20 protein-coding genes are annotated in these 19343 nt (G+C 61.9%); 13 read left to right on the top strand and 7 right to left on the bottom strand.

What is annotated here, in order from left to right:
- Nucleotides 1-122 precede the first annotated feature (122 nt).
- The 5 genes from G4D79_RS27515 to G4D79_RS27495 all read left to right on the top strand — a co-directional run bounded on the left by G4D79_RS27515 (nucleotide 123) and on the right by G4D79_RS27495 (nucleotide 6070).
- Complete coding sequence (locus tag G4D79_RS27515; RefSeq protein ID WP_007726702.1) at nucleotides 123-1337, top strand: ABC transporter substrate-binding protein; 1215 nt, start codon at nucleotides 123-125, stop codon at nucleotides 1335-1337.
- Nucleotides 1334-2191 carry a branched-chain amino acid ABC transporter permease gene (locus G4D79_RS27510; RefSeq protein ID WP_007726703.1) on the top strand — a complete coding sequence of 286 codons (858 nt, stop codon included), beginning with the start codon at nucleotides 1334-1336 and terminating at the stop codon, nucleotides 2189-2191. The genes G4D79_RS27515 and G4D79_RS27510 overlap by 4 nt, the downstream gene beginning before the upstream one ends.
- A 1-nt stretch (nucleotide 2192) precedes the next feature.
- Nucleotides 2193-4043, top strand: a complete 1851-nt coding sequence (locus G4D79_RS27505; protein ID WP_214514595.1) for an ATP-binding cassette domain-containing protein — start codon at nucleotides 2193-2195, stop codon at nucleotides 4041-4043.
- On the top strand, nucleotides 4043-4762 hold the full coding sequence (locus G4D79_RS27500) for an ABC transporter ATP-binding protein (protein ID WP_003944438.1): 720 nt from the start codon (nucleotides 4043-4045) through the stop codon (nucleotides 4760-4762). Before G4D79_RS27505 ends, G4D79_RS27500 begins: the two co-directional genes overlap by 1 nt.
- A 132-nt stretch (nucleotides 4763-4894) precedes the next feature.
- Entirely contained in the window at nucleotides 4895-6070 is a 1176-nt protein-coding gene (locus tag G4D79_RS27495; RefSeq protein ID WP_007726707.1) for an NADH:flavin oxidoreductase, read from the top strand.
- A gap of 91 nt (nucleotides 6071-6161) precedes the next feature.
- Here G4D79_RS27495 and G4D79_RS27490 read toward each other — a convergent pair whose 3' ends face one another.
- Nucleotides 6162-6623, bottom strand: a complete 462-nt coding sequence (locus tag G4D79_RS27490; RefSeq protein ID WP_007726708.1) for a hypothetical protein — start codon at nucleotides 6621-6623, stop codon at nucleotides 6162-6164.
- A 176-nt stretch (nucleotides 6624-6799) separates the two neighbouring features.
- Here G4D79_RS27490 and G4D79_RS27485 point away from each other — a divergent pair, with 176 nt between their 5' ends.
- Nucleotides 6800-7459: a response regulator transcription factor gene (locus G4D79_RS27485; RefSeq protein WP_063314849.1), complete on the top strand. Its 660-nt coding sequence runs from the start codon at nucleotides 6800-6802 to the stop codon at nucleotides 7457-7459.
- Between the two features lie 7 nt (nucleotides 7460-7466).
- Here the strand turns inward: G4D79_RS27485 and G4D79_RS27480 are convergent, their stop codons facing one another.
- Nucleotides 7467-7907 carry a hypothetical protein gene (locus G4D79_RS27480; protein ID WP_047269511.1) on the bottom strand — a complete coding sequence of 147 codons (441 nt, stop codon included), beginning with the start codon at nucleotides 7905-7907 and terminating at the stop codon, nucleotides 7467-7469.
- 357 nt (nucleotides 7908-8264) lie between these two features.
- Between G4D79_RS27480 and G4D79_RS27475 the strand changes: the two genes are divergently transcribed.
- The 4 genes from G4D79_RS27475 (at nucleotide 8265) to G4D79_RS27460 (ending at nucleotide 11937) form a co-directional block, all read left to right on the top strand.
- Entirely contained in the window at nucleotides 8265-9890 is a 1626-nt protein-coding gene (locus G4D79_RS27475; protein ID WP_007726712.1) for an NAD(P)/FAD-dependent oxidoreductase, read from the top strand.
- Nucleotides 9887-10684, top strand: a complete 798-nt coding sequence (locus G4D79_RS27470; protein ID WP_058038555.1) for a mycofactocin-coupled SDR family oxidoreductase — start codon at nucleotides 9887-9889, stop codon at nucleotides 10682-10684. Before G4D79_RS27475 ends, G4D79_RS27470 begins: the two co-directional genes overlap by 4 nt.
- Nucleotides 10685-10688: 4 nt before the next feature.
- The gene (locus G4D79_RS27465; protein WP_063314848.1) at nucleotides 10689-11519 is read left to right on the top strand and encodes a mycofactocin-coupled SDR family oxidoreductase; all 831 of its coding nucleotides are present in this window, start codon (nucleotides 10689-10691) and stop codon (nucleotides 11517-11519) included.
- 115 nt (nucleotides 11520-11634) lie between these two features.
- Complete coding sequence (locus G4D79_RS27460) at nucleotides 11635-11937, top strand: hypothetical protein (protein ID WP_042924156.1); 303 nt, start codon at nucleotides 11635-11637, stop codon at nucleotides 11935-11937.
- Between the two features lie 186 nt (nucleotides 11938-12123).
- On the opposite strand, the gene G4D79_RS27455 is transcribed toward G4D79_RS27460, so the two are convergent.
- Nucleotides 12124-13557 carry an FAD-dependent oxidoreductase gene (locus tag G4D79_RS27455; RefSeq protein ID WP_054187130.1) on the bottom strand — a complete coding sequence of 478 codons (1434 nt, stop codon included), beginning with the start codon at nucleotides 13555-13557 and terminating at the stop codon, nucleotides 12124-12126.
- A gap of 333 nt (nucleotides 13558-13890) precedes the next feature.
- Between G4D79_RS27455 and G4D79_RS27450 the strand changes: the two genes are divergently transcribed.
- Both G4D79_RS27450 and G4D79_RS27445 read left to right on the top strand, forming a co-directional pair.
- Nucleotides 13891-14292 (top strand): STAS domain-containing protein, encoded by a 402-nt coding sequence (locus G4D79_RS27450; RefSeq protein WP_250887584.1) that lies wholly within the window; start codon nucleotides 13891-13893, stop codon nucleotides 14290-14292.
- A 236-nt stretch (nucleotides 14293-14528) separates the two neighbouring features.
- A complete protein-coding gene (locus tag G4D79_RS27445) occupies nucleotides 14529-15800 on the top strand; it encodes an EAL domain-containing protein (protein ID WP_082900991.1) in 1272 nt (423 codons plus the stop codon).
- Between the two features lie 57 nt (nucleotides 15801-15857).
- On the opposite strand, the gene G4D79_RS27440 is transcribed toward G4D79_RS27445, so the two are convergent.
- On the bottom strand, nucleotides 15858-16100 hold the full coding sequence (locus G4D79_RS27440; RefSeq protein ID WP_064114255.1) for a hypothetical protein: 243 nt from the start codon (nucleotides 16098-16100) through the stop codon (nucleotides 15858-15860).
- Between the two features lie 72 nt (nucleotides 16101-16172).
- Complete coding sequence (locus G4D79_RS27435) at nucleotides 16173-17543, bottom strand: cytochrome P450 (RefSeq protein ID WP_082654885.1); 1371 nt, start codon at nucleotides 17541-17543, stop codon at nucleotides 16173-16175.
- 91 nt (nucleotides 17544-17634) lie between these two features.
- On the opposite strand from G4D79_RS27435, the gene G4D79_RS27430 reads away from it, so the two are divergent.
- On the top strand, nucleotides 17635-18255 hold the full coding sequence (locus G4D79_RS27430) for a TetR/AcrR family transcriptional regulator (RefSeq protein ID WP_042452208.1): 621 nt from the start codon (nucleotides 17635-17637) through the stop codon (nucleotides 18253-18255).
- On the opposite strand, the gene G4D79_RS27425 is transcribed toward G4D79_RS27430, so the two are convergent.
- A complete protein-coding gene (locus tag G4D79_RS27425) occupies nucleotides 18233-18910 on the bottom strand; it encodes a uridine kinase (RefSeq protein WP_214514594.1) in 678 nt (225 codons plus the stop codon). The genes G4D79_RS27430 and G4D79_RS27425 overlap by 23 nt on opposite strands.
- Complete coding sequence (locus tag G4D79_RS27420; RefSeq protein WP_037131485.1) at nucleotides 18907-19341, bottom strand: nucleotidyltransferase domain-containing protein; 435 nt, start codon at nucleotides 19339-19341, stop codon at nucleotides 18907-18909. Before G4D79_RS27420 ends, G4D79_RS27425 begins: the two co-directional genes overlap by 4 nt.
- Nucleotides 19342-19343: the final 2 nt, after the last annotated feature.

Raw genomic sequence — 19343 nt, 5'->3', positions numbered from 1 at the left:
AGATCATCAAGCGGGTGCTTGGTTGGCTGGTGCTCGAAATCAGGCACGTCCACCGGCCGATCATTCTTTCGTCAGGTATTCGCCTGACGTTCGGTGCATACATGTGTTCTAGGAGTGCAGACATGAATCGTCGGCCCATTCTTGTTGCGGCAGTTGCCGTGACGGCTCTGGCTCTCGCAGGGTGCAGTGGTTCTTCGGAGTCCGACGGAGGTGCGGACTCGCCCTACCGTGTGCTGCTGACCGGCGGGATCAGTGCACAGGGAGTCCTCGCGGCTAATTCGCAGACCTCGCTGCTCGCCACCAAGGCGGGCGTTCAGGTCCAGAACGAAGCCGGGGGGATCGGTGGCCGTCAGATCGAGCTCACTACGGTGGACGACGCGGGTGACGCAACCATCGCCGTCACCAAGCTGCGCGAAGCCATCAATTCGGGGAACAAGCCTGACCTCTACCTGAACTCGGGTCCGTCGTCGATCGCGGCTGCGGTTCTGCCGATCCTCAAGCAGAACAACATTCTCTCGATGAGCATGGCTCCCTCGCCCGATTCGACGGACCCCTCGAAGTTCCCGCTCAACTTCGATCTGGCTCCGGGTGCGACCGATACCGCTCGCGGAATTTCCGAGTACGCGAAGTCCAAGGGTTACAGCAGCGTCGGAGTCTTGCACGGCAGTACCGCTTACGGTGAGCTGTTCGGCGAAGAAATGACCAGTGCTTTGCAATCCGCAGGTCTGAAGGCCGCCGGTAACGAGGAGTACGACGCCGCCGCTTTGGACATGACGGCGCAGTTGCAGTCGCTCAAGAATTCGGGTGCCGCGGCAATCGCCTTGGATGCGTACGGCGCTCCTCTCGGATACGTGTTGCAGAGCCTCGAGCGACTCGGCTGGGACGTGCCGCTGGTCGGAAACACCTCGGTGTCTGCCACCAACCTCATCGCCAATGATCCGCCCGCCGGCGTGCTCGGCACCCCGCAGGTGAAGAACCTGGTGACGCAGGTGTTCAGCAGCACGGTGTTCGATCCGAACAACGCACTCGTCAACACGATGGTGGACACGATGGCTTCGCTGGGCTCCATCCCGTCGACGCTGATCCTCGCAGACAACTACGACGCATTCCCCCTCGTCGCGGCGGCAGCGGAGAAGGTCGGCAGTTCGACCGATCCGAAGAAGCTCGCCGAAGCACTGGAAACCACTGAGGTCCAGGAGAATGCCAAGACCGCATTCCTCTCGCGCTACAACTTCAGCTCCGACAACCACGGCCCGAACCCGGACACCAGCGAGCTGAAGTTCATCAGCCCGACGAAGATCCTCAACGGTCAGTTCGGAAACCCGGCTGCGTCATGACCATTCTGTGGTCCGGGTTGGCGCTCGGCGCGGTTTACGTGCTGGTTGCCATCGGGTACAACATCGTTTTCGTTTCCTCCAACACTTTCAACTTCGCTCAAGCTCAGCTGATGATGGTGGGCACCTTTGTCGCCTACACGGGTCTGGTGACCCTGAAACTTCCCGTTCTCGTGGTGGCCGTCATGGCTACCGTGACCGTGATGCTCCTCGCCTCGGTCGAGGAGATCGTCGCGATCAGACCGGTGGCCGATCACCAGAACCAGTTGGTCACGACGTTGGGTGTCGCAACTCTGCTCAACGGCGCCACTCAATTGATCTGGGGTAGTGAACCTCTCACGGTTCCGTTCTTCGGATCGAACGAACCGATCACCCTGCTCGGCGGCCGTACCTACCCGGTCGAGATCGCTCTGCTGGTTGCGGCGATCGCACTGGTCGTCGGGTTGAGTTACGTCTCGAAGAAAACGATGACGGGTCTGGCTCTGATCGGCATCTCCGAGGATCGTGAAGCGGCGATGCTGCGAGGAGTCAACGTACGACGGTTGGCACTGGGAGCGTTTGCCTTCTCGGGTGCCTTGGCCGGTGTCCTCGGACTCTTCGTCGGCCCCAAGACGTTTGCAGTTGCGACGTTGGGTGCAGCGTTGGCCCTCAAGGGATTCGTGGCGTTGGCGATCGGCGGGTTCGGCTCTCTGCCTGGCGCTTTGATCGGCGGTCTGACCGTCGGCCTGGTGGAATCGTTCACCGCCCTGTGGGCGGGAAGTCAGTACAGCAATATCGCCGTCTTCACGGTGCTGATCGTCATCTTGATGGTCAAACCGGCTGGACTGTTCGGCAATGTCCGAGAACGGGTGGTGTGAGATGGTAAGTGCGTGGCGGACTTTCCGTTCCCTACCGAGCTGGATCATCCCACTCGTCCTGGCCGTGGTGATCCTGCTGCTGCCCGTGATGGGACTCGACCTGTCGACATCACGTCAGATTCAATTGGCCTGCATCCTGGCACTTGTGGTCAGTGGCCTGAACTTGAGCCTCGGCTTTGCCGGTGAACTGGCACTCGGCCAGGCAGCGATGTACGCGGCCGGTGCCTACACCGCGGGTCTGATGTCCCAGGCAGGTCACACCGACATTCTGCTTCAGCTTGCTGCCTCCGGAGCAGTGGCACTGGCGGTCGGAATCCTGACCGGTGTTCCCGGTCTGCGCCTGGGCAACTGGTCCCTGGCGATGACGTCGTTCTTCCTGGTTCTGCTGGTACCGGACGTACTGGCGATCTTCGGTGGCAAGACCGGCGGCCGAAACGGCCTCACCGGTATGGAGCCGCCGACGTTCTTCGGTTCCGAACTCGACACCCAGCAGTACTACATGGTGGTCGTCGTCGTGACCGTGCTCTGGTTCGCGGTGATGCGTAACCTGGTGGTCTCGCGGCACGGCATCGCGTTCCGCACGCTCAAGCAGTCGCCGGTTCTGGCGTCGTCGCAGGGTGTATCGGTGTTCCGGATGAAGCTGCTCGGTTATGCCATCGGTGCGTTCCCCGCCGGTCTGGCGGGTGCGCTGTTCGCCAACACCGACCTGTTCATCTCGCCGGAAGCCTTCGGGTTCACCTTTGCCACAGCAGTTCTGGCGGCGTCGATCCTCGGCGGTGCGGCAAGTGTGTACGGCGCCGTGGTCGGTGCCGCGATCATGCAGCTCGGTCCCAACCAGTCGACGGCGTTCCAGGAGTATTCGCTGATCTTCTACGGCGGCTTCCTGATCATCGGCGGTGTGCTTCTCTCCGGGGGTTTGACCAAGGTCGGGCGAGCGATCGTCTCGAAACTCGATCGCAAGGCCGGCCTGGGCGTAGTCACTGCAAAGGAAAACAGCGGTGGGACACCGGAACTGGCGCCGATCAACGGAGCACGGTTGGTGGTCGACGGAGTGTCCAAAGCGTTCGGTGGCAACCAGGCGCTCAATGCGGCAACCCTGACCGCAGAGGCCGGTAAGGTCACCGCGTTGATCGGGCCCAACGGTTCGGGTAAGACGACCATGCTCAACATGATCTGCGGCTTCTACACCGCAGATGCGGGCGTGATCACGATCGGTGACACGGTGGTCTCGCAGTCGTCGCCGCACAAGGTGGCGCGCGTGGGTGTGGCGCGCACGTTCCAAACTCCGACGATTCCGGAAAACATCACGGTTCTGGAAGCTGTTGCATCCGGACGTTATTCGGTGCACCGAGCGTCGATGGCGTCGGCTGTGCTTCGCCTGCCCAGCTTCCGCAGGATCGCGAAGGCCGACATCGTCGAGGCCGAGCGTGTCCTCGAACTCGTGGGGATGTCGCACTTGCGCAACGAGATCGCGACGTCGCTGCCCCTGGGGATGCGTCGCATGCTCGAGGTTGCTCGCGCCGTCATCGCCGAACCGAGGGTCGTCCTCTTCGACGAGGTGGCATCCGGACTCGACGAGGACGAACTCGAACGCCTGGCAGATCTGACCCGGGTACTGCGAGATGCCGGGGCGACAGTGGTGTTGGTGGAGCACAACTTCCGCCTCGTCCTCTCGCTGGCCGACGAGATAGTCGTGCTGGCGCAAGGGCAGGTGATCGCCACCGGCGATGCGGCAACCATCGAACATCACCCACGCGTCTTGAGCGAGTACCTCGGAGTCAAGTCCGGTGACGAAGAAGCACTTCTCGAAGAAATCGGCGCGGTAGACCATCAGACCAGTGAGGTGAAGTGATGGAACCGATTCTGAAGGTCCGAAACTTGCAGACCGGGTACGGCGATCTGCGCGTCGTCTGGGATGTCTCGTTCGACGTCTATCCCGGTCAGGTGACCGCCCTGCTCGGACGCAACGGCGCAGGCAAGACGAGCACGCTCCGTGCCCTGTCCGGCCTCAACAAGGTGGCCTCCGGAACCGTCGAGATGGACGGCGCCGACATCACCGGAGTCCCCGCGCACAAACGGGTACGACAGGGGATGGCGTACGTGCAGGAGGGCAAGCGGGTCTTCCACAAGCAGACCGTCGAGCAGAACCTCCTGCTGGGCGGGTACACCCGCAAGGCAAAGCGCGGCGAGCTTATGGAATCCGTCGAATCGATGTACGAGATGTTCCCGATCCTGGGGGAGAAGCGTTCGCTTCCCGCCGGTTCCATGTCGGGCGGTCAGCAGCAGATGCTCGCGATCGGCGCAGCGCTGATGGCGCAGCCTAGGTTGCTCCTTCTCGACGAACCTTCGGGCGGTCTCGCTCCCGTGATCGTCGGTGAGGTGATGGACCGCGTCCAACAACTCAAGGAAACCGGCCTGGCTGTTCTACTGGTCGAGCAGGCAGTCGAGGCCGCGATGAGCGTCGCCGATCATGTGACGGTCCTCGACATCGGCAAGGTGGTTCTCGACGCCGACGCCAAGGACATCGACGACCTGGCAGTGCTCAAGGATGCGTATTTCGGACGCGTCTGAACGGCAATGACGGCTTCAGCCCGGCCACCTCGGCCGGGCTGAAGCCGTTTCCCGCTCCGTGGCACGGGCCCTAGCCGGCTCGGGGCCATCGATCTACCGTCCTGCAAACAACTCCCGCGAGAGGCAAACTCGATGACCACTGCTCCCGACGTGCTCGCCCCGGCGAAGCTCGGCCCGGTGACCCTTCGAAATCGAATCATCAAGTCCGCGACATTCGAAGGCAAAACTCCCGACGCCCTGGTCACCGACGAGCTGATCGAGTTCCATCGTCGCCCAGCCGCCGGCGGAGTCGGGATGTCCACCGTCGCGTATTGCGCCGTCGCACCGGAAGGGCGCACCGAATACGGCCAGCTCTGGATGCGGCCCGATGCCCTCCCCGGGCTTCGGCGGCTCACCGATGCCATTCACGCCGAAGGTGCTGCTGCGTCGGCGCAGCTCGGCCATGCCGGTCCCGTGGCGAATCAGAAGTCGACCGGACTGCCCGCGCTGGCACCGTCGAGTTCGTTCAATCCGTTGAGCATGAGGATGATTCGCACTGCCACGACAGCGGACATCATCAGAATTGCGGCCGCGCACGGGAGCGCTGCGCGACTTGCCGTCGAGGCAGGATTCGACGCCGTCGAGATCCACTTCGGTCACAACTATTTCGCGAGCTCGTTCCTGAGCCCGAAACTCAACCGTCGTAAGGACTCCTACGGCGGATCGCTGGAGAACCGGGCTCGCGTCGTACTCGAAACTGCACGCAGTGTGCGCGATGCCGTCGGTGACAAGGTCGCGATCTTGGCCAAGCTGAACATGGACGACGGTGTGCCAGGCGGATTCTGGGTGGACGAAGCAATCCAGGTGGCGCAGTGGCTCGAAGCATCCGGAAGCGTCGACGCGCTCGAGTTGACGATGGGCAGTTCACTGCTCAACCCGATGTACCTGTTCAAGGGCGATGCGCCGATCCGCGAGTTCGCCGCGGCGATGCCGCAACCTGTTCGACTCGGTGTGCAGTTGGTGGGGAAGAGCATGTTGCATACCTATCCGTACAAGCCGTTGTTCATGCTGGAAGAGGCTCGGCAGATTCGTGCTGCGGTGAAGTTGCCGCTCGTGCTGCTCGGGGGTGTCACGGACAAAGCGGGCATGGATACCGCAATGGCGGAAGGGTTCGAGTTCGTCGCCATGGCACGGGCGCTGCTCAGAGAACCGGATCTGATCAATCGGATCGCGGCCGAATCCGATACCCAATCACTGTGCATCCACTGCAACAAGTGCATGCCCACGATCTTCAGTGGCGCCCGCTGCGTGTTGGTCGAACGCGTCTGAGCTGGTCAGCGCACACCACGTCCCGACATCCATGCGGATACCGGGTCGTGGGCCGTAGCGGATCAAGTTCGTGGTTGCATCAACGCTTGGTTCAGTTCTGCGTGAAGACGTCGTAGGAGGCGTTCATCGTGGGGTAGCCGGTGGCCATGTAGTCGGTGAGGATGACGTGCGTCGGGTCGCCGATGATGCGAGTCCCGTCGAGGGTGGGGTTGCCGACGTAGTTGTTGGCAGCCATGACCGTCTGGACGCCGTCGGCGACGTTGTAGGTGACGTCGACACCGATACCGCGGGGATCGCTGCTGTAGGCGGTGACGATCTCGGTGGTGTGCGGGGCCAGGTAGGAGCGGGGGCCGTTGATCCACTGTCCGTAGGGGTTGGACGCGCTGTCCAGCAGCATCGGGTTGTCGGTGTTGTTGGTGATGGTCATGGCAACCGTCGGGCCGTCGGTGGGCATGGTGCCGGCGTTGGCGATCGCTGCGGTTCCCAGTGCGGTTCCGCCGACAGCGAGGGCGATTGCGGTGACTGCTACGAAGCGAGTGGTGTTGGTACGCATGATGTCTGCTCCTGGGATGGTGTGTGGTTGCCGTTCTCGGCGATGAATCAATCTTGTCGCGAATGAGTGCTGCAGTATGTCCGCCGACGGGGCCGTGGCGGGGTTGAATCTCTTGTCCCCCGATCGGGGGAGGCGTAAGTGCTCGCATTGCTGGTACGGGCGTGAGAAAGTGAGCAATGCGCGAAGGCACGAAGCCGCTGGCCGGCAAGGTTTCCGTGGTGGTCGGCGACGATCACCCACTGTTCCGTGAGGGCGTGGTTCGGGCTCTGACCGGCAGTGACGGCATCGACGTCCTGGGCGAGGCCGACGACGGCGCAGCAGCGCTCGCAATGATCCGCGAACTACGCCCGCAGGTCGCGCTGCTCGACTTCCGGATGCCGCACCTGGATGGAACTCAGGTCGCCGCCGCAGTCGTTCGAGACGAGCTTCCGACGCGTGTGCTTCTGCTCAGCGCTCACGACGAATCGTCTGTCGTGTACCAGGCCCTGCAAGCCGGTGCTGCCGGATTCCTGCCGAAGGAATCCACTCGCGCCGAGATCGTGAGTGCCGTGCTCGACTGTGCTGCGGGACGAGATGTGTTGCCGCCCAGTATCGCCGCCGGATTGGTAGGAGAGGTTCGGCGTCGTAGTGAACCGTCCGGTCCGACGCTCAGCGCCCGCGAACGTGAGGTTCTCGGATTGATCGCGCAGGGCGCCAGCATCCCGGTCATCGCCTCACAACTCTTTCTTGCGCCCTCCACCGTCAAAACTCACGTGCAGCGCCTCTACGAGAAACTCGGAGTCAACGATCGAGGCGCCGCCGTCGCCGCTGCGATGCGGCAGGGATTGTTGGAGTGAGCAAGCGTCACCGAAGCACGTACGTGACGTTCATGGCCGGGTAACCCGAGGTCATCGTCACCGTGACGTCGTGGCTGTCGGGGGCGTACGTACCTCCGGCATCCGCCCTGGTCTTCGAGTTGGTAGCACTGAAGACAAACACTCCACCGTCGTCGGAGCGGTACGTGAGCACGATGGGGAAGTCGTTCTGGTTCTTGCTCGTGGCCACAACGTTCACGTTCATGTTGGGGAGGATGTAGTCCGCCGGCGGGACGACCCAGTCGCCGTTCGGGTTGGATGCGTCGACCAGATACAGGGCCCCGCGACCCGAATTGCTGATCATCGCCGTCGTGACGGATGTGTCGGTCATCGACTTCACCGTGTTCGCACCGGCGGAGCGGGCAACCAGAGCTGCCATGCTGAGGCCGGAGAAGGAAAGTGCTTCAGGTCGAATTGTGTTGGTGCTCATCATGTTCTCCTCGATTTGTCGGTCTTGGTGACCGTGTGTTTCTGTGATGAGACAACTATGGCCCCGAAATCCCTTCGGGTCTGTCCACCTACGGGTCCGAGTGCTGGACGACATCGCTGTCCCCCGATCGGTGGACACAGCGCTCTCCGCCCACCCAGTGTCATGGGGTGGAGGCTTCGCCCACCCAGCGTCATGGGGTGGAGGCTTCGCCCACCCAGCGTCATGGGGTGGAGGCTTCGCCCACCCAGCGTCATGGGGTGGAGGCTTCGCCCACCCAGCGTCATGGGGTGGAGGCTTCGCCCACCCAGCGGGAGAACCTGTTCCTCTACCATTCAACCCACTCGTAGCGTGGCCACCATGACCGATCCTGACTTCTCCACCGCACCACTCGACGTCGTAGTCATCGGCGCCGGCGTCGCCGGCATGTACGCCATGCACCGACTTCGCGAGCAGGGGCTGCGTGTCCACGGCTTCGAGGCGGGCTCCGGAGTGGGCGGCACGTGGTACTTCAACCGCTACCCGGGCGCACGCTGCGATGTCGAGAGTTTCGACTACTCCTACTCGTTCTCCGAAGAGTTGCAACAGGATTGGGACTGGAGCGAGAAGTACGCCGCGCAGCCGGAGATCCTGTCCTACCTCGATCACGTCGCCGATCGCTTCGACCTACGCAGTGGGTTCACTTTCGATACCCGTGTCCTGAGCGCACAGTTCGACGAGGACTCGTCGACGTGGCGAGTGCACACCGACGGTGGTCATGACGTCACCTCGCGGTTCGTGGTGTGCGCCACGGGCAGCCTCTCGACCGCGAACGTTCCGAACATTGCAGGTCGCGAGACTTTCGGCGGTGAGGTCTTCCACACCGGCTTCTGGCCGCACGAGGGCGTCGATTTCACCGGCAAGCGAGTGGGAGTGATCGGCACCGGATCGTCGGGCATCCAGTCCGTTCCGTTGATCGCCGAGCAGGCCGATCACCTCTTCGTGTTCCAGCGGTCCGCGAATTACAGTGTGCCGGCGGGAAACACGCCTCTCGATGACAAACGACGCGCAGAGATCAAGGCCGACTACGCCGAGCGTCGAGCGCTGTCCAAGCGCAGTGGCGGTGGATCTCCGTTCGTTTCGGATCCTCGCAGCGCGCTCGAGGTGTCCGAGGCCGAGAGGAACGCGGCCTACGAGGAGCGGTGGAAGCTCGGCGGTGTTCTGTTCGCCAAAACCTTCGCAGACCAGACCAGCAACATCGACGCCAACGCGACGGCGGCCGCATTTGCCGAGGCCAAGATCAGATCGGTGGTCGAAGATCAGGCCATCGCCGACCTGCTGATCCCGAACGACCACCCCATCGGGACCAAGCGGATCGTGACGGACACCGACTACTACCAGAGCTACAACCGTGACAACGTGAGCCTGGTCGATCTCAAGAGCGCACCGATCGAGGCAATCGACGAGGCCGGGATCAAGACGACCGACTCGCACTACGAACTCGACGCATTGGTGTTCGCCACCGGTTTCGATGCGATGACCGGGGCACTCGATCGCATCGAGATCCGTGGCCGCAACGGCGAGACCTTGCGAGAGAACTGGCATGCGGGTCCGAGAACCTATCTTGGTTTGGGAGTTCACGGCTTCCCGAACCTGTTCATCGTCACCGGGCCGGGCAGCCCGAGTGTGCTGTCCAACATGATTCTCGCTGCCGAACAGCACGTCGACTGGATCGCCGACGCGATCAACCACCTCGATTCGGCGGGGATCGACACCATCGAGCCGAGTGCCGAAGCCGTGGACAACTGGCTCGAGGAGTGCTCACGCCGGGCGTCGGCAACATTGTTCCCATCCGCGAACTCCTGGTACATGGGAGCCAACATCCCGGGAAAGCCGAGGATATTCATGCCCTTCATCGGAGGCTTCGGTGTCTACTCCGACATCTGTGCAGACGTGGCAGCAGCGGGATACCGAGGCTTCGAGCTGAACAGCGCGGTGCACGCATGAGCCGGCTGGAGGGCAAGCGGGTACTCGTGACGGGTGCGGCCGGCGGAATGGGACGCTCACACTGTGAGCGGCTCGCCGAGGAAGGCGCGTCCGTGATCGCGTTGGATGTCGAACAGGCGCAATCGGGGTTGGCGGAAACCGCTCAGGCAGTGCGTGATCGAGGCGGTGTCGCGGTCACCGGTGTGGCGGATATTCGGGACTTCGACGGTCTGGCCGCCGTCGTGGCCGAGTGCGTTACCGAACTCGGCGGGTTGGACGTCGTGGTCGCGAATGCAGGCGTCTACGACACGCCGGGACCGTCGTGGACCATCGATCCTGCAGTGTGGAACCGCTCGCTGGACGTCAATCTGACCGGGGCGTGGCACACCGTCAAGGCCTGCGTTCCGCACTTCGGCGACGGTGGATCCGTCGTTCTGGTCAGCTCGACAGCGGGAATCAAAGGTATTGCCGGAGCAAGTCATTACAGCGCAGCCAAGCATGCCGTGGTGGGCCTGGCCAGAACGCTGGCCAACGAGTTGGGGGCGCAGAGTATCCGCGTCAACTCCGTGCATCCGGGTTCGGTACGTACCCCGATGATCATCAACGAGCGAGTGTTCGCGAACCTGTGCCCGGACATCGAGAATCCCACCGAAGCAGACGCTGCTGCAGTGCTCAGCGCTCGCAACTTGCTGCCCGTTCCCTGGGTCGATCCGGTGGACGTCAGTAATGCGGTCCTGTTCCTCGCATCCGCGGAGTCCCGCTACATGACCGGCTGTCAGTTGGTTGTCGACGCCGGCCTGACCCAGAAAGTGTGAATTGATGACTTCTCGATTGGAAGGCAAGATCGCGCTGATCACGGGTGCGGCACGAGGAATCGGGCGGGCTCAGGCCGTGCGTTTTGCCGAAGAGGGCGCGGACATCATCGCGGTCGACGTGTGCACCTCGGTGGAAACCACAGTCACGCCGCCCGCGACGGAGGCCGATCTCGATGAGACAGTGGCGCAGATCCGGGCGCTGGGGCGAAAGGTCGAATCTGCGGTAGTGGACGTTCGGGATCTCGAGGCACTACGCAGTGCCGTGGACTCGGCCGTCGGAACGCTCGGTGGTCTCGACATCGTCTGCGCTACAGCTGGTATCACGTCCTCCGATGGGGCCCTGACCATGTCGGAAACGATGTGGCAGACCATGGTGGACGTCAATCTGACCGGCGTGTGGCACACCACGACCGTCGCGGCTCCGCACTTGATCGCGCGGGGCGGGGGATCGATGACACTCACAAGCTCCATCGCCGGACTTCGGGGGCTGGTCGGAGTCGCGCACTACACCGCAGCCAAGCATGGAGTCGTTGGTCTGATGCGTTCGCTGGCAAAGGAACTGGCTCCGCACAACGTACGCGTCAATACGGTCCATCCCACCAACGTCGACACCCTCATGATTCAAAACCCGTTGGTGCGCGGCAAGTTCCGCCCCGATCTCGAGAACCCGACGCGCGAAGAATTTGCTGCCGCAGCGATGACGATGAACATGCTCGCCATTCCGTGGATCGAACCGGTGGACGTAGCGAACGCTGCTCTGTTCCTGTCTTCCGACGAGGCTCGCTACATCACGTCGGTCGCCCTGCCGGTGGATGCAGGAAGTTCGTCCCGCTGAGGTTTCGAACAGCTGAAATCTTGAACAGCTGAAATCTTGAACAGCTGAGGTTTTGACACGCTGAGTTCCGCCACGGTGTGTAGCGTCGGTTTCACCTAACCGAAAGGCGTACACCGTGGCGGAACGGCGCTATCTGGAAGTCACCGTCGGGACCAACATCGTGATGGTCCTCGACCACCGCACGGTGGAGGTCTTCGACCGCACCGCCGCGAGCACGAGCGAAGTGGCTCGTTGGCATGTCGAACACATTGCGGTGAAGGCGAAACCGTCGAAGTCGGGACTGAAACTCACCATCGGGAACAGGCTCGCCGACGACTCGATCGCGGTAGCGGGTCCACGGGCATCGCTGACTGTTCCGCCGGAGAACGAGGCAGCCGTCATCGCGTTCTTCGACGAGGTCAAGGCTGCTCGGGCGTGAATCGGCAGAAGACCTTCGGCGCGGATGATTCGGATTCTCTCGGCGAGCATGTCGTACGCTGCCACGATAGCGTCCCGGTACGAATCCCGGTTTCATCCGGCGCAGAGGATTCATCTGCGTGACGATCGATCACCACTGACCAGCCACGTAATCGTGCGTGGCTAGTCAGTCGAAAGGCCGGCGATATCAAGCTTTACGCGCGGCGGCATGGGCCCCGGCGACACGGCCGAATGCGAAGGCGTCGGCAATGTGGAATCCGCCGTCCTTCGCCGCGCTGTAGGTGGAACTGACCGCGCCCGCGGCGTAGAGGCCAGGAATTGGATTGCGGGCAGTATCGAGTACGCGGGAATGACCGTCGCGGCGCGGCCCACCGCTACTCCATCCCAGCAGTGGCGACCCGGAGACGGCGTAGAACGGAGCGGTAGCCACCGGGGCCAAAGTTTCGGGATTGCGGCCGAACGAATGGTCGATGCCGTCCGCGCACGCCTCGTTGTAGCGTCGCACGCTCGTTTCCACGACTGTTGGGTCCAGTCCGAGTTTCTCGGCGAGTTCGGCGAGCGTGTCCGCCTTTAGGATCCATCCCTTGTCGATCTCGGCTTGATTGTCCGAGCTCCACTCGTACCCTTCGTCGAGAACCCTGTGGCCGACGGGCAGTGCGTCGCGGCCGGGGCTCAGCTGTCCGGCCAACCTCATCGTCTCGTCGAAGACGACGTTCATCGGTTGCACCGGAAAGTGTTGGTAAGAACCCTCTCTGAACACATGACCATGCCGCATTTCGGCTGACTCGTCGGTGAAGCGTCTACCTTCCCGGCTGAGGAACACATAGTTGTGCGCGTTCCACAGTGCGAGGAAGAATCCAGTCGGATTTTCGAGGTCGCCGGGAATTCCCGTAATGGTCATCATGTTGTTCATGTGCCACAGATCGGCGCCCACGGCCTGTGCCATGCGGTGACCGTCGCCGGTTGCCGATGGTGAGCCCCAGATCTTTGGATTCTCCAGACGCAAGTAGTCGCGCACCATCGTCGGATTTGCTTCGAATCCTCCGGTGGCAAGGATGACGCCCCGGCGTGCCTGGATCTGCGAAGTCTTTTCACCCGAACGGATCTCGACTCCGGTCACCGCTCCGGATTCATCCGTCAGCAGTCCGGTGGCTTCGGTGTCGAATAGTGTTGTGACGCCGCGTTCAGCGAGAGCGGAGACGAGGAACCGGTAGAGAAGTTCATTGCCCATCTTCCCTTCGACGGTGTCCATCCCTGCGTAACAAGAACTTCCGTCAAGTTCGGCGAACTCTGCCGCGGAATGGAAATCGCCGGTCATCGCTACAGTTGCACCCAGACTGCGGATCCAGTCGGACAGTCCGTGAGTGTTCTCGGCCCAGGCATCGATGACGTCCTCGGCAACGGGGAACTCCCCGTTCAACGAACGCAGGAAGGTTCGGGCGGCAGCGGGGTCCTGGTTGACGAACCATCCACTGCCGGACAGTCGAGTGTTGCCGCCCGCGGAATCAGGTCCGCTCTTTTCCAGAATCACGACCGATGCGCCGTCGGCGTGCGCTTGGAGCGCTGCGGCCGATCCGGCAGCTCCCGATCCGATGACGAGTACGTCGACAATGTTATCCATGTCACAGAAGGTATTGCGGAATGGTGGTGCGGCGAACCCACCTTCCCGATGAGCGAGAAAGCCAGTGGTCGACGCCGCAGAGACGTCGCCCCGCAGGCACGTCGGGGGCCAGGCGAGGTAGCGGTTCAGTGCGTCGGGGGTGGCGCCAAAAGTGCGATATCGCGCTGTGACGTTTTCGAGACCCTAGCGTTATAGATGTGGTTGTGTCGGCGAAACCTGCCGGTGGCAGAGTTCGTCTGGAACGCAGTGACCGACACGGTTGGTTATCCGACGCACAGTGATTCATCGCTGATTCGGGCGGTGGGGCACGCCGAGTCCAGACAAGAGGCTTTCATGACTACGATCAACGAACGTTCTTCAGCTGCAAATGTTCTCGATCTCTTCGACAGCGCCGGCCGAGAAGGGCATCGGTACAGTATCGACGTGGAAAGCTACACCCCTTCGTATGCGGTACTGAGACTTGCCGGAGAATTGGACATGGGTCAGCGGGTGGAATTGGTGCACGCGCTCGACCGACTTCTCCTGGTCGGCACCGATATTCACGTCGATCTCTCCGGCGTGACCTTCATGTCGTCCGGAGTGGCGAATGCCGTTGTCGATGCTGCGGGGCGTGGCAACAACCGCATTCGCTTGTTTGCCCCGACGCGAGCGGTCTCCATGATCTTTCAGGCTCTCGGCGCCTCCGAACTCATTGCGGGCGATGCCACGTCGACCGCTGATGCTCTCGGTGCTTGAGCCGGAAACAACTCCCACGAACGATGTGAAGTGAGCAGTGCTCGATACGCGTTGACTTGGTTTCTGGTCTGATCTGCGTGTCGATGTGCACTTTGCGGCGCGGGGTCAGGTTGTCGTCACCGGGTTGCGCCGAGATTTGCGGTAGTCTCGTTCGGTGTCGAGCAGCCGGCGCTGCCATCGACGCGTCCGGCCGCATGAACGCTTGGTGGTCCCGACTCGTAGTGAAGAGCCACACCATGGCGTATGACACCAGCAACGGTTCGACATCGTCGAATTCTCCGATCACCCAGTTCTCCGATGTGATTGGTCTGGAAGTAAGCATGCAGTTCGCACCGATACGCCGCCTCGACGACCACGCACTTGCAGGCGCCGAGTTGCAATTGCGTGGGCCTGACAATTCCTCTCTGTGTTCGGCGCATGCCCTTCGTCGCGCCTCGCAATTGATGCAGCAACGCTCGGAATTCGACAGTCACAAACTGGCCATGTCCCGTACTGCACTCGCATGCACCGTCGCGGATCGTCTGCCGTTGCTGGTGGCAGTCGACTCGGCTTCCCGAGCAGCTCTGAACGCTCCTGGTATCGAAGGAGCGACGAGAAATCTGCAACGGATCGTCATCACGGTTGACAGCGCATCGGTGCTTACCGATCCCCACAACTCTCTGGCAGTGATCAGAGAAGCCCGCGCGGGCGGGCGTCTGATTGCACTCGACGGTGTCGGCATCGACAGGCACTCGGCGACACTTCTGTCTTTGGTCGAACCCGACATCATTATCACTTCCGCTGAATTGCTTTCCAAGGCAGCATATTTCGAAGTGGGAACGACGGTGCACGCGCTCGGCGCCTACGTCGAGCGATCGAACGCGATTATCCTTGCCGAGGGTGTCGACTCGGAATCGTCCCGTCTTGCCGCAATCACCATCGGAGCCACATACGGAACGGGTGAGTTGTATCCCGCAGTCGACGATCCGAGTTCACTGTTGTCCGAACCGGTCGTCGCGATGCCCGACAGTCCGGTGTGGAGTGATCCCATCCCCGAGGTGGGCACTCCCTACTCGATCGTGTCTGCTCACAGCCGGATCCGGCGCGGTACCAAGCGTCTGTTGATCCAACTGAGCAAGTCCCTCGAAGCGCAAGCCGCCACATCGGGTTCCTCGATGCTTGTTCTGGGCACCTTTCAACAAGCCGAGCATTTCACCGCATCCACAACAGCACGGTGGCGTCACCTCGCCGATACCGTAGGGTTTGCCGGTGTGTACGGTGTCGGACTGTCCGTGATGCTCGACGGTAAAGTTCAACACGCGCCGCTCGACCCGGGTGATGATCTCGTCAACGAGTGGACGGTCGTCACTCTGGGACCGCACCATGCGGCGATGCTGTCGGCGCGAGATCTTCATGACAACGGTCCAGATCTCGAGCGGACCTTCGACTTCGTGCAAACCTACGATCGCACCGCCGTCACCCAGGCAGCGCACTCTATTCTTCGTCGTTACCCCACGACGAATTCGTGAAACCGGTGCCGAGGTTCTCGACGTTCGCCGCGAGCGCTGCCCGACCGGCGATCGTGGCTAAGGATTGGCCGGGCGCCGCGCAGCACGTCTCTTTGCTGCAGAGTTGAGTAGATACCTTTCGGCGACCGTGTAGTCCGTGACGGTTGCGCCATCCGGTGCTGTGGTGTGGGTGAGCAGTTCGAGATAGCGGCGACGGAAGACATGGGCGTCGGATTCTGCGAGTAGGAACTCCGCCGCTGCGACGACCTCTGGTTTCGGAGCAGCGCGTGCATGCCGGTTTCGGGCAGGCCGAGTGCTCATGTTTTCCTCTGGATTTCGAAAGCGTCTGTGCCGGTAGTCATGTGCGAGTTGATCCTGACGTCGGTTCGGTCGCTACCGGTCATGAGAAGTCGTGAGTGGTTTCAGATCGATCGGCTGTCCGTCGGAGGGGAACGGCAAGGACATGTAGTTGAGAGGGGCGGTGTAGCCGGGCGCGACCTGCCAATCGAAGCGTGTGAGCAGGTGGTGCATGATCGTTTTGATTTCGACGCCGGCGAAGTGCATGCCGAGGCATTTGTGCACGCCTCCACCGAACGGTTCCCAGGCATACCGGTGCACCTTGTCTTCACGTCGGTGGTCCGCGAAACGTTCGGGATCGAAATGTTCGGGGTCGGGCCAGTACTGCGGCATGTGGTGAGTGAAATGTGGCACCACTGACACGTAGGTCCCAGCGGGTACGAAGTGGTCCTGTATCTGGGTGTCACACACCGCTCGGCGAGCCATGACCGGCACGGGAGCGACGAGTCGGAGGCATTCTTTCATCACCAGGTCCAAGCCGGCGAGTTGGTCGAGTTCGGCATAGCTCGGCGTCGACGTACTCAGTGCGAGTGATTCCGCCCGACATCTGTTCTGCCACTGAGGATTCTGGCCGAGATATTGCATCATTGTCGAGATGGTGATGGTGGAGGTGTCATGTGCGGCCATCAGCAGGAAGATCATGTGATCGATCACCTCGCCGTCGCTGAAGCGCTGTCCGGTGTCTGATTCGATGTGACAGAGAACGGAAAACAGGTCGTCGGTTTCGCGTGAACGGCGCGCAGGTAGGTAGCGGCGGAAGAAGTTTTCGAGGGTTCGGCGCCCGTCGAGGCCGCGCTTCCATCTGGTGCCGGGAACTCGATAACGGATCACCGAGGTTGCAGCTTGCACGCAATCGACGAAAGCTTTTTTCACAGAGTCGATTTCGCTTTCAGTGGTCCCTTCCGCGCCGCCCATGAAGATGTCGGTCGCGAGGTTGAGTGTGAGAGCTTTGAGAGCGGTGTAGGCGCGGAAGCCATCGGACGGAGTCCAGGCGTCGAGCGCGGAGGCGATCGCGGGATTCAGCACGTCCACGGTCTTTTCGAGACGCGATCTCGTGAAGGCTTGTTGCATGATGCGTCGTTGTCGTAGGTGCTCTTCGGAGTCGAGAAGCATCAGACCCCCGTGAAAGAAGGGACCGATGAGCACTGACCACCCGTCGCTGTTGACAAAAGCGCGGTCTTTGTTCTGGAGAACTTCTTGGCATGCGTCGGGCCCGAGGGCTGCGACCCATCGTCTACCGGCCATCGAGAACCACGAGACTTCGCCGTAACGATCCCAGCGTTTTTGCATCAGAGCGAGAGGGTCGCGGATGTATTCGAAAGTTTGCCCTATTCCGGGTAGTCCCGAGTTGCCTGAGATGGGACGCAACTGCGACCGGATGGGTGGAGCGGCCAGGATTTTCGACATCACGTACCTGCCTTCCGTTTTCATCTGACAGTGGTGCCTGTCAGATGGGGGTAGTCTGCGTCACAGTCGCGTCGTCTGTCAAGATCGACTCATGGCTTCTCCCACGCCCCGTCGATATGCCGGTCTGAGTGGTGAGCAGCGGGCCGCGCTTCGGCGTGAAAGCTTGCTCGCAGCAGGACTGGACGTGTTTGCGGCCGCGGGCAGGCAGGGTGCCACCATGACCGCCATCTGTGCGCATGCCAAGCTGACAGAGCGATATTTCTACGAGAGTTTCACCAGCAGGGACGAGCTCCTCCAGCAGGTTTTCGACGGAATCGTCGACGAGGTGCGCGTGGCCGGAATGGCTGCACTCCGAACGACCGAGGGGACACGGGAGGAGCGCGTGCGGAGCGCCATTGCTTCGTTCGTCAACATCCTGACGGACGATCCTCGGAAAGGGCGTGTCGCGATGGTCGAGTCGGTGGCTTACGAGCCGCTGCGCACTCACCGGCGGGGAGCGCTGCGTGGGTTCGCGCAGATGGTGGCCGACGAGGCTGCGCTCTTGTACGGCGATCGAGCTTGGCCTCCCCATCAGGGTGAGATCAACGGATTACTGTTCGTGGGCGGCCTGGCCGAATTGGTGACGGCCTGGCTCAACGGCGAAATCGACATCACGCCCGCTGAGATCGTGGATGCCGCAACCTTCCAATTCACATCCACAGCGCACCGATGAAACGCGGGGCCGGCGATGCGGACTGCCAACTCCAGTGGGCGGCATGTGTCGTGATTCGAGGCAGTTTCGGGTCTGAATTGTCGATGACACTGTCCGCGCGGGTCCAGGGCTCTGCAGCCGCGAAGTACAGACGTTGGCCGCCGACATAACGGTTCATCGACGGGTGTTCCGGATCCGCGTTCGTTCCTTCGCGAAGGTTCATTCTCTCGGCGGTGATCTCGAAGGGCACGTCGAGAAAGATCGAATAGTCCCATCGGGAAGCAAATTCGTCCCGATGCAGAAAGAGTCCCTCGACGAGGACCACGGCTCCGTCGGCTGCATGCAAGTACGCGTCGCTGTCCCGTCGTGGTCGGTACTCGCGGTTACCTCCCGGTCTCAGAGGGGCGAGAACATGACGCTCGAGGGCGTCGTAGTCGTAGCTGTCGAGCCAGAAGCCTTCCGGTGACAGCCGACCTCTGCGATGGCGAATCTCCGGCGGATTGAGGAAGTCGTCGACGTGAATCACAATGGCGGGGCGTTCATTCAGCTGTGCTGCAAGACTTTTCGTGAATGTCGTCTTGCCGCTCCCGTCGACGCCGTCGATCGCGACGACGGGAGAGCCGCGCAGCGCGTTTATTTCGGCGGCCAAGGTCTCGAAGACCGTCTTGGTGCTCATCGAGCAGTTCTTCCCGCGCTCGTAGCGACGCGAAGAGGCCCGGTGTCGTACAGGATTCGGTGGCCGTCTTCGAGGACGCGTCGAGTGCCCGCGTCGAGCGGAAGGTCGGCCCAGCTCTCGCTCGCGAAATTCAGTTCGACGAGAAGACCGGACCGTAGGCGGAAGCGTCGTTCTCGGACTGGCCCCCAGTTGGCGGCTCTGATGAATCGCGCGTCGGGGCGGAGCCGGTCGAACCAGTCTTCATTTGCGAGCGCGTTCGCGTCGTCGGCCAGGATCATCAGATCAAGATCACTCGCCATACGCTCCGCGCCGCGCGCGTAGGACCCGACCAGCGCCACAGCTTTGACGTCATCGTGCTCAGCGGCCCATCGTTCGACGTCGACGAGCAGCGCGTTCACCGCACGTCTTCGCCCCTTCAATCGTGCTGACATAC

This window comes from Rhodococcus sp. WY5 (genome assembly GCF_018588185.1).
Taxonomy (GTDB): domain Bacteria; phylum Actinomycetota; class Actinomycetes; order Mycobacteriales; family Mycobacteriaceae; genus Rhodococcus_F; species Rhodococcus_F qingshengii.
This window is presented reverse-complemented; position numbering and strand designations above follow the sequence as displayed.

Bases quoted from the DNA above. Each gene is read 5' to 3' on its own strand.
- G4D79_RS27515 (WP_007726702.1), top strand. From the start codon at position 123: ATGAATCGTCGGCCCATTCTTGTTGCGGCAGTTGCCGTGACGGCTCTG.
- G4D79_RS27510 (WP_007726703.1), top strand. From the start codon at position 1,334: ATGACCATTCTGTGGTCCGGGTTGGCGCTCGGCGCGGTTTACGTGCTG.
- G4D79_RS27505 (WP_214514595.1), top strand. From the start codon at position 2,193: ATGGTAAGTGCGTGGCGGACTTTCCGTTCCCTACCGAGCTGGATCATC.
- G4D79_RS27500 (WP_003944438.1), top strand. From the start codon at position 4,043: ATGGAACCGATTCTGAAGGTCCGAAACTTGCAGACCGGGTACGGCGAT.
- G4D79_RS27495 (WP_007726707.1), top strand. From the start codon at position 4,895: ATGACCACTGCTCCCGACGTGCTCGCCCCGGCGAAGCTCGGCCCGGTG.
- G4D79_RS27490 (WP_007726708.1), bottom strand. From the start codon at position 6,623: ATGCGTACCAACACCACTCGCTTCGTAGCAGTCACCGCAATCGCCCTC.
- G4D79_RS27485 (WP_063314849.1), top strand. From the start codon at position 6,800: ATGCGCGAAGGCACGAAGCCGCTGGCCGGCAAGGTTTCCGTGGTGGTC.
- G4D79_RS27480 (WP_047269511.1), bottom strand. From the start codon at position 7,907: ATGAGCACCAACACAATTCGACCTGAAGCACTTTCCTTCTCCGGCCTC.
- G4D79_RS27475 (WP_007726712.1), top strand. From the start codon at position 8,265: ATGACCGATCCTGACTTCTCCACCGCACCACTCGACGTCGTAGTCATC.
- G4D79_RS27470 (WP_058038555.1), top strand. From the start codon at position 9,887: ATGAGCCGGCTGGAGGGCAAGCGGGTACTCGTGACGGGTGCGGCCGGC.
- G4D79_RS27465 (WP_063314848.1), top strand. From the start codon at position 10,689: ATGACTTCTCGATTGGAAGGCAAGATCGCGCTGATCACGGGTGCGGCA.
- G4D79_RS27455 (WP_054187130.1), bottom strand. From the start codon at position 13,557: ATGGATAACATTGTCGACGTACTCGTCATCGGATCGGGAGCTGCCGGA.
- G4D79_RS27450 (WP_250887584.1), top strand. From the start codon at position 13,891: ATGACTACGATCAACGAACGTTCTTCAGCTGCAAATGTTCTCGATCTC.
- G4D79_RS27445 (WP_082900991.1), top strand. From the start codon at position 14,529: ATGGCGTATGACACCAGCAACGGTTCGACATCGTCGAATTCTCCGATC.
- G4D79_RS27440 (WP_064114255.1), bottom strand. From the start codon at position 16,100: ATGAGCACTCGGCCTGCCCGAAACCGGCATGCACGCGCTGCTCCGAAA.
- G4D79_RS27435 (WP_082654885.1), bottom strand. From the start codon at position 17,543: ATGTCGAAAATCCTGGCCGCTCCACCCATCCGGTCGCAGTTGCGTCCC.
- G4D79_RS27430 (WP_042452208.1), top strand. From the start codon at position 17,635: ATGGCTTCTCCCACGCCCCGTCGATATGCCGGTCTGAGTGGTGAGCAG.
- G4D79_RS27425 (WP_214514594.1), bottom strand. From the start codon at position 18,910: ATGAGCACCAAGACGGTCTTCGAGACCTTGGCCGCCGAAATAAACGCG.
- G4D79_RS27420 (WP_037131485.1), bottom strand. From the start codon at position 19,341: ATGTCAGCACGATTGAAGGGGCGAAGACGTGCGGTGAACGCGCTGCTC.